This is a genomic window from Xanthomonas sp. WHRI 1810A (assembly GCF_040202885.1).
Taxonomy (GTDB): Bacteria; Pseudomonadota; Gammaproteobacteria; order Pseudomonadales; family Pseudomonadaceae; genus Aquipseudomonas.
The window spans coordinates 1-13,208 of the sequence record NZ_JBEGED010000028.1; the positions used below are offsets into that span (position 1 = coordinate 1).

Below are 13,208 nucleotides of genomic sequence, written 5' to 3' on the forward strand. Positions count from 1 at the left end.
CGAGGCTGCGATGCGGTCTGTCTGACACACCGCAATCGCAGCCTCGCACGGGCTCGTCAGCTCCTACAAAAGCGGTTTTTCACATCAAAGGTCATCAAAAAACCGCTCATGCCAATCCACCAGCGGCTGCGGTGCATTGAGCTTCTGGCCGTAGATCACGGCATACGACAGCACGTTCTGCACGTACTGGCGGGTCTCGTCGAACGGGATGCTTTCCACCCACACATCGAACGCCAGATGGTTCGCGCCGCGCAGCCACTGCCGTACACGACCGGGCCCTGCGTTGTACGCCGCTGACGCCAGCACACGGTTGCCGTTGAACTGGCTGTGCACCTGACTCAGGTACGCCGCGCCGAGCTGGATGTTCTTGTCCGGGTCCAGCACCTGGGCGGGCGACGACAGGGGAATGCTGAACTTGCGCGCCGTTTCCTTGGCCGTGGCGGGCATCAACTGCATCAGGCCGCTGGCGCCGACACCTGAACGTGCGTCGTCCATGAACGCGCTTTCCTGGCGCGTGATGGCGAACACCCAGCTCGAATGCAGGCCGCGCACCTGCGCTTCCCGGACCAGGGTTTCGCGGTGGGCCATGGGGAACCGGATGTCCAGATCGTCCCAGTATTGCGCCTGGCTGATGGTGCGAATCGCCGGGAAATACCACTTCATGTCGTACGCCAGCCGCGCCTGGGCGACCATTTCGTCGCGGGTGAAGCGGCGGGTGACGTGATACCACTCGCGGCGACCGTCGACGATCTGCCCGCGCTGGTAAAACTCCAGCGCCCGACGCACGCCCGGGGTGTTGCGCACCTTGTTCATCGTTGCCGTGCTCAGCACCAGCGGCTTGTTATTGAGTTGATACGGGGTTTGTGTGCGATCGGCCGCCAGGAAGCCATAGAAATCACGCTCCTTGGCCACGCCTTTGTACAGCGCCGGCAGCAGCGGGCTGTTGGGCTGCGACAGTTCCAGAGTGCGGGCTTCCCAGTAGCGCCAGCGGTTGGTGGTGGCCAGGGTCTGCGGCAGGCGGCGGGTCAGCTCGTAGGCGTCGTTCCAGCGTGCCAGACGCAGCAGCAGGCGCAGGCGCCATTCGGTCACCGTGTCGTCCCGCAGATCGGGGTCGTACTTGGTCATGACTTCCAGGGCGCGACCGTCGTAGCTGCGGGCCAGGGTCAGGCCGATCTCCTTGGCGATCTGCACCTGCTCTTCATGAGAGAAACGCAGCGCGGGTGCGTAGGCGTCCAGCAGGACCAGCGCCTGCTGCGGATCCTGCTTGGCCAGGCGACGCAGACCGAGGCCGACGACGTCGGACATCGCCTCGTCGGCCGGTACGAACTGCGACCGGTTGTTGATCATCTCCGGCTTCTGCGCGACGGCAATCAGCAATCGGCCTTGCGGGGCGAGGGTGGTCAGACTGTTGACCAACTGATTGGCCAGCGCGTAGTTGCGGGCCTGGGCGGCGAGCTTGGCGCGCTGCCAGCGTTTCTGTTCCGTGAGCTGGCCTTCCACGGCCCATTGCGCAAAGAACGCATCGCAGGCGGTGGGCAGGGTCTTGCCGGTCATCCACAGCTTTTCAGCGTTGGCGTAGCCTTCGGCGCGCAGGTTGTGGCTCAACTGGTATTGGCCGTACAGGCAGTCCAGTTCGACAAAATTGAGCTTGGGGTCGTAGTACTGGACGAACGGCTGCCAATCGCCACGGGACGCCAGCAACCGCAACCAGCGCAGCTTCATGTAATTGGCCTGGGGCAGGTCGCCGTCTTCGGCAAAGAACTTCTCGACTTCCGCATTGCTCGCGGAATTGAGGCGGGCGGTCAGTTCGTCGTACGCCAGATAGGGTTCAAGCGGGTAATCGGCCAGCGCCGCGGCGTACATGCGATAAGGGCCCGCGTCGCCCTTGGCCAGCGCACGCTTGGCTTCATCGTAATATTGACGTTGCTGGGAGAGGTCGACCGCTTGGACGGACTGGGCGGCGGTCGCCGACAGAAGCAGGCAGGACAAAAGACTGAACAAACGACTGCGCATGAGACTTCCGAGCAGATGAATCGTGAAAAGTGTGGCCAGCTTAGCCGTTTGCCTGCGCCGATTGAAGCACCGCGGCGCCGATGATCACGGATAGAAACATTCAGTGCCTATAAAAGAAGGTATTTGATCAAGGGTGCGACGTTCTGTCATCCAATGCCCAATGTCGCGGGTATCTCAGTTAGAATGCGCGCCCGGTTTTTGGAGAAGCTCATGACCCTGCTCAAATTCAGCGATGTGTCCCTTGCGTTCGGCGCCATGCCGCTATTAGACAAGGTGTCGTGGCAGATCGGCCGTGGCGAGCGGGTCTGCATCATCGGCCGTAACGGTACCGGCAAGTCCAGCATGCTGAAGCTGGTCAGAGGCGTGCAGAAGCCCGATGACGGCAGTGTCTGGCGCGCGCCGGGGCTTAAAATCGGCGAATTGCCCCAGGAATTGCCATTGGCCGACGACCGGACAGTGTTCGACGTCGTCGCCGAAGGCCTGGACGGCGTGGGCGCCTTGCTCGCCGAATACCACCACCTGAGCCAGAACATCGTCACCGCCGAGGATCTGGACAAGCTGATGCATGTCCAGCAAGACCTCGAAGCCCGTGACGGCTGGCGCTTGCAGCAACTGGTCGACAGCACCTTGAGCCGTCTTCAGTTGCCTGCCGAGAAAACCCTCGCCGAATTGTCCGGCGGCTGGCGTCGCCGTGTGCTGCTGGCGCAGGCGCTGGTGTCCGAACCCGATTTGCTGCTGCTCGACGAGCCCACCAACCACCTGGACATCGGTGCGATTGCCTGGCTGGAAGAAGCGCTCAAGGATTTCCAGGGCGCCGTGTTGTTCATCACTCACGACCGGTCCTTCCTGCAGAACCTGGCCACCCGCATCCTGGAACTGGACCGCGGCGGCCTGATCGACTGGGACGGCGACTACGCCAGCTTCCTGGTGCACAAGGAAGCCACGCTGGCCGCGGAAGAAACCGCCAACGCGCTGTTCGACAAGCGCCTGGCCCAGGAAGAGGTCTGGATCCGGCAGGGCATCAAGGCCCGCCGCACCCGGAACGAAGGCCGCGTCCGTGCCCTGAAAGAATTGCGCGTCGAGCGCAGCGAACGTCGCGAGCGCACCGGCAAGGCCAACATTCAGCTGGACACCGCCGATAAATCCGGCAAGCAGGTGATGGTGCTGGAAAACGTCAGCTTCGCTCACCCGGGCGGCCCGATGCTGATCAAGGACTTTTCCATGGTCCTGCAGCGCGAAGACCGTATCGGTCTGTTGGGCGCCAACGGCACCGGCAAGACCACGCTGCTCAAGCTGATGCTCGATAACCTGCAGCCCACCAGCGGCAGCGTCGAGGTCGGCACCCGTCTGGACGTCGCTTACTTCGACCAGTTGCGTCACCAGCTGGACCTGGAAAAGACCGTGATCGACAACGTGGCCGAAGGTCGCGACTTCATCGATATCGACGGCCAGAGCCGCCATGTCCTGAGTTATCTCGGCGACTTCCTGTTCAGCCCGCAGCGTGCACGCACGCCGGTCAAAGCATTGTCGGGCGGCGAGCGTGCGCGTCTGCTGCTCGCCAAGCTGTTCAGCAAGCCGGCCAACCTGCTGGTCCTCGATGAGCCGACCAACGATCTGGACGTCGAGACCCTCGAGCTGCTGGAAGAAGTGCTGTTGACCTTCAAGGGCACGGTGCTGATGGTCAGCCACGACCGGGCATTCCTGGACAACGTCGTCACCAGTACCCTGGTGTTCGAAGGCGAAGGCAAGGTCCGCGAGTTTGTCGGCGGGTATCAGGACTGGTTGCGTCAGGGCGGTTCGCCGCGCTTGTTGGGCGTCACCGACAGCAAATCCGGGAAATCTGAACTGGCCACCGCCGTGGTGGCCGCCGAGCCGGTTGCGGCGGCGGAGATGCCGGTGGCCAAGAAAAAGCTCAGCTACAAGCTGCAACGTGAGCTTGAAGCGTTGCCGGGTCAGATCGACAGTGTTGAATCGAAGATGGCCGTGCTGACTGCTGAAATGGCCGCGCCTGCTTTCTATCAGCAGCCTGCAGAGCAAACCACTGCGGTTATCGCGCAGATGGAGAGCCTTCAAGGTGAGCTGGATGGCCTGCTGGAGCGTTGGGCCGAACTGGACGACTGATCCGTTGGCCTGATGCAAAAAAGCCCGAGCCCCCTTTCAAGGGCTCGGGCTTTTTACTGGTGCTTCAGGGGTGCGGTAGAGCAGTGTTACTCGGCGCGCTTGATCAGGCGCACGGCCAACACGTCGCAGGGCGCACCGTGCAGCACGTCGTTGGCGGTGGAGCCCAGCAGCAATGACAAACCGTGGCGGCCATGACTGCCAACCACGATCAGGTCGCAGTGGTAGTCCTTGGCAAGCTGATGGATTTCCTGGCGCGGCTGGCCGTAGGTCAGGTGGCTGTCGCCAGCCTTCACATCAGGGTATTTGGCTTTAAGGGCTGCGAGCTTTTCCTTGGCCTGGTCGAACTGTTGCTGCTGCAGCTGCGACAGGTCCATCGGGACATCGCCGCCGAACGCCATGGCCATGGGCTCGACGATATGGACCAGTGACAACTTGGCGTCGCTGGCGAGAGCGAGGGCCATGGCCCGTTTGATGACCGGATCGCACTCTTCGGTGAGGTCCACGGCAACCAAAATGTGTTTATAGGACATGGGATGTTCCTTCAGAGGTTTGCGATGGTTTTGATTATGGCTCTTTTCACGCGCCTCATGGCACGCCAATGTGTCTGCGACAGCGACGGTTTCATGCAAGGGGCTGGCAAATGACCGCCTGGATCGTGGTGTCAATCCTGGCCATCGTTCTCAGTCCGCTGGTCTGGCTGCGTCCGTCGCGGCAGCAGAGTGGCAGAATGGCGTTGCGGATGGAAGCCAGACGCATGGGTCTTGCGATGCAATTGATGCCGCAGGAATGGCCTCACTGGCTGCCAACAGAGCCGCCAAGCCCTTGTGCGCAGTACCATCGTCCGCGTCGATCGTCCAAGCCGGACAGTTGGGTCTACTTTCAAACGGCGCCGGGCGTATGGCTCAATCAGTGGCGCGAACCCTGCGAAGACGCCCGATTGATGGCGCAGTTCCAGACACTCCCTGCCGACACCTACAAAGTAGAGGCGGGCAAACAGCTGATCGCGTTGTATTGGGGAGAGAAGGGCGAGCCGCTTGTGTTGCAGCGTATTACAGCAGTACTCAAGGCGCTTGCCTGACCGGCTTCGCTGAATTTTGGGCATTAAAAAGCCCGATAACAACATCGGGCCGGGGTTGGCCAGGCAGGCCGATAATTCTGGGTGCTTTGCGGTGCAATGCCGGAAAAGCCCGTGCACCTTGTGCAAGGTCAGCGTTGAAAATGACCCGTCTTGATGCGCAGTGCGCTGAATGTAGACTTTATTGGTGCGTTTGTCTGCGCCTGATTCACTTATTTTCCTTCATTTAATATTGAAGCGGTCCCCACGAAGGTCAGCCGGTCATCTCGCGTGTTTAACGTCAGGGGGTTCATTAAAGCCGCGCGCACGGCGCTCGCCGCGTACTCGAATTTGCCCGTTATGCCCGCTGCTTGCTCAATTGACAATTGCCGGAATATGGATGAAGGTAGGCGCACCCAAATCAAACGGGCGTATGAATTGAGTGTTTGCCGTAGGAACGCTCTGACAGACGCTCGAGTCGTGTCGACGGGGTGCCTGGTGTTTGGTGGTGTGTATCGGCGATTGCGCCGGGCCTTTCACCCGAATCAGCGTCCGATGCGTAGTGTTCAGCCCGTATCGTGGAGATCAGTGGATGATTTACGAAGGTAAAGCCATCACGGTTACTGCTCTTGAAAGTGGCATCGTCGAACTGAAGTTCGACCTCAAGGGTGAGTCCGTCAACAAGTTCAACCGCCTCACCCTCAATGAGCTTCGCCACGCCGTTGATGCCATCAAGTCCGATGCATCGATCAAGGGCGTCATCGTCAGCAGCGGCAAAGACGTGTTCATCGTCGGCGCCGATATCACCGAATTCGTCGAAAACTTCAAGCTGCCCGACGCCGAACTGGTCGCCGGCAACCTGCAAGCGAACCGGATCTTCAGCGATTTTGAAGACCTGGGCGTACCCACGCTTGTGGCCATCAATGGCATCGCCTTGGGTGGCGGTCTGGAGATGTGCCTGGCGGCGGACTTCCGCATCATGTCCAGCACCGCGAAGATCGGCTTGCCTGAAGTGAAGCTGGGTCTGTACCCGGGTTTCGGCGGCACCGTCCGCCTGCCGCGCCTGATCGGCGTCGACAACGCGGTGGAGTGGATCGCCTCGGGCAAGGATAACCGCGCTGAAGATGCACTGAAAGTGGGCGCGGTCGATGCCGTCGTCGCGTCAGAAAAGCTGCACGAGGCGGCGCTGGACCTGATCAAGCGCGCCATCTCCGGTGAGTTCGATTTCAAGGCCAGACGTCAGCCCAAGCTGGAAAAACTCAAGCTCAACGCCATTGAACAGATGATGGCCTTCGAGACCGCCAAAGGTTTCGTCGCAGGTCAAGCGGGCCCGAACTACCCGGCCCCGGTCGAAGCGATCAAGACCATCCAGAAAGCGGCCAACTTCGGGCGGGACAAAGCCCTCGAAGTGGAAGCGGCCGGCTTCGTCAAACTGGCGAAGACCTCTGCTGCAGCCAGCCTGATCGGTCTGTTCCTCAATGATCAGGAACTGAAAAAGAAAGCGAAAATCTACGACGCAGTCGCCACCGACGTTAAGCAGGCGGCCGTGCTCGGCGCGGGCATCATGGGCGGCGGCATTGCCTATCAGTCGGCGGTCAAAGGCACGCCGATCCTGATGAAAGACATCCGCGAAGAGGCCATTCAGCTGGGTCTGGGCGAGGCGTCCAAGCTGCTCGGCAAGCGCGTTGAAAAAGGCCGTCTGACGGCAGACAAGATGGCTGAAGCGCTTAATGCGATTCGTCCTACGCTGTCCTACGGCGATTTCGGCAATGTCGATCTGGTGGTCGAAGCCGTGGTCGAAAATCCAAAGGTCAAGCAAGCGGTCCTGGCCGAAGTCGAAGCACAAGTGGGCGCCGACACGATTCTGGCCTCCAACACCTCGACGATCTCCATCAGCCTGCTGGCCAAGGCGCTCAAGCGTCCGGAAAACTTCGTCGGCATGCACTTTTTCAACCCCGTGCACATGATGCCGCTGGTTGAAGTCATCCGCGGTGAGAAGTCCAGCGAAGCCGCCGTGGCCACCACCGTTGCCTACGCCAAGAAAATGGGCAAGAACCCGATCGTGGTCAACGACTGCCCGGGCTTCCTGGTCAACCGCGTGCTGTTCCCGTACTTCGGCGGTTTCGCCCGGCTGATCAGTGCCGGCGTCGACTTCGTGCACATCGACAAGGTCATGGAAAAGTTCGGCTGGCCCATGGGCCCGGCGTACCTGATGGACGTGGTCGGCATCGACACCGGCCACCACGGGCGCGATGTCATGGCCGAGGGCTTTCCCGACCGTATGAAGGACGAGCGTCGCTCGGCCATCGACGTGCTGTATGACGCCAACCGGCTGGGCCAGAAGAATGGCAAGGGTTTCTACGTCTACGAGACCGACAAGAAGGGCAAGCCGAAGAAGGTGGTCGATGCTTCGGTGCTCGAAGTGCTCAAGCCGATCGTCTACGAACAACGTGAAGTCAGCGACGAGGACATCATCAACTGGATGATGATCCCGTTGTGCCTGGAAACCGTTCGTTGCCTGGAAGACGGCATCGTCGACACCGCCGCCGAGGCCGACATGGGCCTGATCTACGGCATCGGTTTCCCTCCCTTCCGTGGCGGTGCGCTGCGTTACATCGACTCGGTCGGTGTCGCGCAATTTGTGGCCCTGGCTGACCAATACGCTGATCTGGGCGCGCTGTACCACCCCACTGCGAAGCTGCGCGAAATGGCCAGGAACGGCCAGAGCTTCTTCGGCTAAGTGCCCAACGAGTAGGTGAAAATATGAGCTTGAATCCCAGAGACGTCGTGATTGTCGACTTCGGTCGCACCCCGATGGGCCGCTCCAAGGGTGGCATGCACCGCAACACCCGCGCTGAAGACATGTCGGCGCACCTGATCAGCAAATTGCTGGACCGCAACCCCAACGTTGACCCGGCAGAAGTCGAAGACGTGATCTGGGGCTGCGTCAACCAGACCCTGGAGCAGGGCTGGAACATCGCGCGCATGGCGTCGCTGATGACGCAGATCCCGCACACCTCGGCGGCCCAGACGGTCAGCCGTTTGTGCGGTTCATCCATGAGCGCCTTGCACACCGCCGCGCAAGCGATCATGACCGGCAACGGCGATGTGTTCGTCATCGGCGGTGTCGAGCACATGGGCCACGTCGGCATGATGCACGGCGTTGACCCGAACCCGCACATGTCGCTGTACGCGGCCAAGGCGTCGGGCATGATGGGCCTGACCGCGGAAATGCTCGGCAAGATGCACGGCGTGACCCGCGAGCAGCAGGACGCGTTCGGCGTACGCTCGCACCGGCTGGCACAACAGGCCACCGTCGAAGGCAACTTCAAGGACGAAATCATCCCGATGCAAGGGTATGACGAGCACGGTTTCCTGAAGATGTTCGACTACGACGAGACCATTCGTCCAGAAACCACGCTTGAAAGCTTGGCCGCGCTGAAACCGGCGTTCAACCCGAAAGGTGGCACCGTGACCGCCGGCACGTCGTCGCAGATCACCGACGGTGCTTCGTGCATGATCGTGATGTCCGGGCAACGTGCCATGGACCTCGGCATCCAGCCGCTGGCGGTTATCCGCTCGATGGCGGTGGCGGGTGTCGATCCTGCGATCATGGGCTACGGACCGGTTCCGGCTACCCAGAAAGCACTCAAGCGAGCAGGCCTGACGGTCGGCGATATCGACTACTTCGAACTCAATGAAGCCTTCGCCGCGCAAGCGCTGCCTGTGCTGAAAGATTTGAAAGTGCTCGACAAGATGGAAGAGAAGGTTAACCTGCACGGCGGCGCAATCGCCTTGGGCCATCCATTTGGATGTTCTGGCGCGCGAATCTCCGGCACCTTGCTCAATGTCATGAAGCAAAAAGGCGGCACCCTGGGTGTTGCCACCATGTGCATTGGTCTGGGGCAGGGCATCACCACGGTTTTCGAACGCGTTTAATCGGTGTGATGTGGCAAGCCGGGGCCAGGTGCCCCGGCTTTTGTTTTTTTCGGAAAAAGTTTTTTTGGCATTTTTTTTCGCTGCAACCGCGAGGGCCGCACCATGACATTGCAACCGGGTCTTTACCGTCACTACAAAGGTCCCGAGTACCGGGTTTTCGGCGTTGCCAGGCATTCGGAGACCGAGGAAGAAGTGGTGTTCTATCAAGCGCTGTACGGCGAATTCGGCCTCTGGGTCCGGCCGTTGACCATGTTTCTTGAATCCGTCGAGGTTGACGGCGAGCACGTGCCGCGCTTTGCTTTGGTCCAGGCCGAACCTGACCGTTTTACCCGGTCGTGAGTCTGGCGGTTGAAACAGGCTGAGCTTGACCTCACCTTGTAGCCACTATATATAGCGGGGCCTCGACGGCTCCAACGTCCTTTTCTAGCATTCAGGAATTTTCCGATCCATGGGCAAATCGCTGGTCATTGTGGAATCCCCGGCTAAGGCCAAGACCATCAACAAGTATTTGGGCAACCAGTACGTGGTGAAGTCGAGTATCGGCCATATCCGAGACCTGCCCACCAGCGGTTCGGCTAGCGCCAGCAAAGAGCCTGCCGCCAAGCGCGGCAAGGCTGTTGCCGGTGAAGCCCCCGCGCTGTCGCCCAAGGAAAAGGCCAAGCGCCAGTTGGTCGCCCGCATGGGCGTCGATCCCGACCACGGCTGGAAAGCCAAGTACGAAATCCTTCCCGGCAAGGAGAAGGTGATCGAGGAGCTGCGTCGTCTGGCCAAAGACGCCGACACCATCTACCTCGCAACGGACTTGGACCGCGAGGGGGAAGCCATTGCCTGGCACCTGCGCGAAGCCATTGGCGGTGACGACACTCGCTACAAGCGCGTGGTGTTCAACGAGATCACCAAGAAAGCGATTCAGGAAGCCTTCTCCAAACCGGGCGAGCTGGACATCGATCGGGTCAATGCGCAGCAGGCACGCCGCTTCCTTGACCGCGTCGTCGGTTACATGGTCTCGCCGCTGCTGTGGCAGAAAATCGCCCGTGGCCTGTCCGCCGGCCGCGTTCAGTCGGTCGCCGTGAAGCTGGTGGTGGAACGTGAGCGGGAAATCCGCGCGTTCAACCCCGAGGAATACTGGGAAGTCCACGCTGACCTGGGCACGACCAAAGGCGCCAACGTGCGCTTTGAAGTAGCCCGTGAAAAGGGTGAAGCGTTCAAGCCTTTGAACGAAACCCACGCCATGGCGGCGCTTGAAAAGCTCAAGGTGGCGGATTACGCCATCGTCAAGCGCGAAGACAAGCCCACCAGCAGCAAGCCGTCCGCGCCGTTCATTACCTCCACGTTGCAGCAGGCCGGTAGCAACCGCCTGGGCTTCGGCGTGAAGAAAACCATGATGATGGCCCAGCGCTTGTACGAAGCCGGCTACATCACCTACATGCGTACGGACTCGACCAACCTGTCGGCCGATGCCGTGGCCATGGCCCGCACCTACATTGAAACCGAGTTCGGCAAGAAGTACCTGCCGGAATCGCCGCTGGTGTACAGCAGCAAGGAAGGCGCTCAGGAGGCTCACGAAGCGATTCGTCCTTCAGACGTCAATACGCACCCGAGCAAATTGACGGGCATGGAGCGTGACGCCGAGCGGCTCTACGAGTTGATCTGGCGCCAGTTCGTGGCTTGCCAGATGCCGCCTGCGCAATACCTGTCGACTACCGTCAGCGTGGCGGCCGGTGAATTCGAGTTGCGCGCCAAGGGCCGTATCCTCAAGTTCGACGGTTACACCCGCGTCATGCCGCAGATGGCCAAGCCGGGTGATGACGACGTCCTGCCGGATATGGCGCAGGGCGACAAGATGAAGCTGATCAAGCTTGATCCGACCCAGCACTTCACCAAGCCGCCTGCACGCTATTCCGAAGCGAGCCTGGTCAAGGAAATGGAAAAACGCGGTATCGGTCGCCCGTCGACCTACGCTGCGATCATTTCGACCATTCAGGACCGTGGCTACGTGGCGCTGCACAACCGCCGCTTCTACTCGGAAAAGATGGGCGACATTGTCACCGAACGTTTGTCCGAGAGCTTCTCGAACCTGATGGACTACGGCTTCACCGCCGGCATGGAAGAGAACCTCGACGACGTGGCCAAGGGTGGCCGTGACTGGAAAAACGTACTCGACGAGTTCTACGGCGATTTCAAGAAAAAGCTGGAAGTGGCTGAAGCGCCCGACAGCGGGATGCGCGCCAACCAGCCGGTGATGACAGACATCCCGTGCAAGGTGTGCGGTCGTCCGATGCAGATTCGTACGGCCTCCACCGGCGTGTTCCTCGGTTGCTCAGGGTACAGCCTGCCGCCAAAAGAGCGCTGCAAGGCCACGGTCAACCTGACGCCCGGCGATGAAATTGCCGATGACGACGAGGGCGAATCCGAATCCCGCGTGCTGCGCGGCAAGCATCGCTGCCCGGTCTGCAGCACGGCGATGGACGCCTATCTGCTGGATGAAACGCACAAGCTGCACATCTGCGGCAACAGCCCTGATTGCGTGGGCTACGAGATCGAAGAAGGCAAATACCGGATCAAGGGCTATGAAGGCCCGAGCGTTGAATGCGACAAGTGTGGCGGCGAGATGCAGCTCAAGACCGGCCGTTTCGGCAAGTTCTTCGGCTGCACCAACTGCAAGAACACGCGCAAGCTGCTGAAGAACGGGGAAGCCGCACCGCCGAAGATGGACCCGGTGAAAATGCCGGAGCTCAAGTGCGACAAGGTGGATGACACTTACATCTTGCGTGACGGCGCCTCGGGGCTGTTCCTGGCCGCCAGTCAGTTCCCGAAAAACCGTGAGACCCGTGCGCCCCTGGTCATGGAAATCGCGCCGCACAAGGACGAGATCGATCCCAAGTATCACTTCCTGTGCGATGCGCCGAAGAAGGACCCGGATGGCCGTCCGAGCGTGATTCGCTTCAGCCGCAAGTCCAAGGAGCAATACGTGCAGACCGAAGTTGAAGGCAAGCCTACCGGCTGGCGCGCCTTCTACGACGGCAAGGCATGGAAAGTCGAAGACAAGCGCTGATGGCGAGCGTCTGATCGACTGGCAGGCGCTGGCGGTTTGCGTTAAAAGTGTCCCTCGGTTCGCCGGGGGATTTTCTTATCCGGGCTACTGCCCCGTCCGTGCCGGTTCTTGATGGTTATTGCTGGAGGTCATTGTCATGGCGCACGAACTGTATACCCGTACCAATCAAAAGCTTTTTTTCGCGGGGCTGGCACTCGAAGCCATGGCCAAGGCAAAGATCAGCACGGCGATGAATGCTCAAGGGCTGGAGCAGGCTGAGCGCGAGTCGGCGGTGTTTCACCTCTACGGCGCGTTGCTGGGCTTGTGCCACGAGATTGCAGGCTACTATCGGCTGCCGCAGGCCAACGCGCCTCGGGCTGAGGCCCTGCTCACGCCACAAGTGTTGGAGGCCATTGCGATACCCGAAATGGCAGAGCTGGTGGAACTCGCCCAGCAACGGGAAACCTGGCTGGCGCAGTTGCTGGCGTCGTACAACGCGCTGTTTCAGCCGCCCCGTGCGCCCAGAAAGCCCAAAGGCGACGTTACCCAGCCGCTGATCATTTCGGTGGGTGCAGAAGAACAGGTTGAGCCTGAGCTGACGCGCGAAGAAATGGAACACTGGCGTCAGCAGCTCAAAGGCCTGGCGATACGCTTCAGGGAAGGCCTCAGCGAGTGCTGATGCCGGGTGATCGATGGACTAGGGGCTAAGGCATCAGGCTGGTACAATGCCGGCCTTTCGTGGAGAACTGTGTTAATGCCAACGTCTTTTCTGGAAATTGTCGAACTGCCTGATGGCCGTATCGAGTTGCGCCGTGCCGAGGACGAAGGGTCTTTGGTCACCCTGAACTTTTCGGATGATGCCAAGGCTTTCCTGCAGGGCCAACATGTTGAAGTTGCCAAGGCGATGTTGAGTGTCGGGGTACAGATGGCCGGACGCCTTGCCGAAGGCGAGCTGGAAAAAGACGACGGACCGCGAGTGCTTCACTGATTTCACACGGCTCGTGCAGAGCATATGACGTTCGGCTTCTCGCCCTTGAGAAGCCTTGC

The 13,208-nt window shown here is 60.4% G+C and carries 10 protein-coding genes; 8 read left to right on the top strand and 2 right to left on the bottom strand.

Annotated features, from left to right (window positions below):
- Window positions 1-84: 84 nt before the first annotated feature.
- Window positions 85-2,013, bottom strand: coding sequence for a transglycosylase SLT domain-containing protein (locus ABQX22_RS25590; protein ID WP_349802656.1), 1,929 nt, complete (start codon window positions 2,011-2,013; stop codon window positions 85-87).
- 210 nt (window positions 2,014-2,223) lie between these two features.
- Here ABQX22_RS25590 and ABQX22_RS25595 point away from each other — a divergent pair, with 210 nt between their 5' ends.
- Window positions 2,224-4,134: an ATP-binding cassette domain-containing protein gene (locus ABQX22_RS25595; protein ID WP_349802657.1), complete on the top strand. Its 1,911-nt coding sequence runs from the start codon at window positions 2,224-2,226 to the stop codon at window positions 4,132-4,134.
- An 86-nt stretch (window positions 4,135-4,220) separates the two neighbouring features.
- Here ABQX22_RS25595 and ABQX22_RS25600 read toward each other — a convergent pair whose 3' ends face one another.
- Window positions 4,221-4,664 carry a universal stress protein gene (locus tag ABQX22_RS25600; protein WP_349802658.1) on the bottom strand — a complete coding sequence of 148 codons (444 nt, stop codon included), beginning with the start codon at window positions 4,662-4,664 and terminating at the stop codon, window positions 4,221-4,223.
- A 110-nt stretch (window positions 4,665-4,774) separates the two neighbouring features.
- On the opposite strand from ABQX22_RS25600, the gene ABQX22_RS25605 reads away from it, so the two are divergent.
- The 7 genes from ABQX22_RS25605 to ABQX22_RS25635 all read left to right on the top strand — a co-directional run bounded on the left by ABQX22_RS25605 (window position 4,775) and on the right by ABQX22_RS25635 (window position 13,149).
- A complete protein-coding gene (locus ABQX22_RS25605; RefSeq protein WP_349802659.1) occupies window positions 4,775-5,212 on the top strand; it encodes a hypothetical protein in 438 nt (145 codons plus the stop codon).
- Between the two features lie 568 nt (window positions 5,213-5,780).
- Complete coding sequence (fadB, locus tag ABQX22_RS25610) at window positions 5,781-7,928, top strand: fatty acid oxidation complex subunit alpha FadB (RefSeq protein WP_349802660.1); 2,148 nt, start codon at window positions 5,781-5,783, stop codon at window positions 7,926-7,928.
- A gap of 23 nt (window positions 7,929-7,951) precedes the next feature.
- Complete coding sequence (gene fadA, locus ABQX22_RS25615) at window positions 7,952-9,127, top strand: acetyl-CoA C-acyltransferase FadA (protein WP_349802661.1); 1,176 nt, start codon at window positions 7,952-7,954, stop codon at window positions 9,125-9,127.
- A 102-nt stretch (window positions 9,128-9,229) separates the two neighbouring features.
- Window positions 9,230-9,466 carry a DUF1653 domain-containing protein gene (locus ABQX22_RS25620; protein WP_349802662.1) on the top strand — a complete coding sequence of 79 codons (237 nt, stop codon included), beginning with the start codon at window positions 9,230-9,232 and terminating at the stop codon, window positions 9,464-9,466.
- Window positions 9,467-9,575: 109 nt separating this feature from the next.
- The gene (gene topA, locus ABQX22_RS25625) at window positions 9,576-12,182 is read left to right on the top strand and encodes a type I DNA topoisomerase (RefSeq protein ID WP_349802663.1); all 2,607 of its coding nucleotides are present in this window, start codon (window positions 9,576-9,578) and stop codon (window positions 12,180-12,182) included.
- 136 nt (window positions 12,183-12,318) lie between these two features.
- Window positions 12,319-12,840 (top strand): DUF6586 family protein, encoded by a 522-nt coding sequence (locus tag ABQX22_RS25630; RefSeq protein ID WP_349802664.1) that lies wholly within the window; start codon window positions 12,319-12,321, stop codon window positions 12,838-12,840.
- Window positions 12,841-12,915: 75 nt separating this feature from the next.
- Complete coding sequence (locus tag ABQX22_RS25635) at window positions 12,916-13,149, top strand: hypothetical protein (protein ID WP_349802665.1); 234 nt, start codon at window positions 12,916-12,918, stop codon at window positions 13,147-13,149.
- Window positions 13,150-13,208 lie beyond the last annotated feature (59 nt).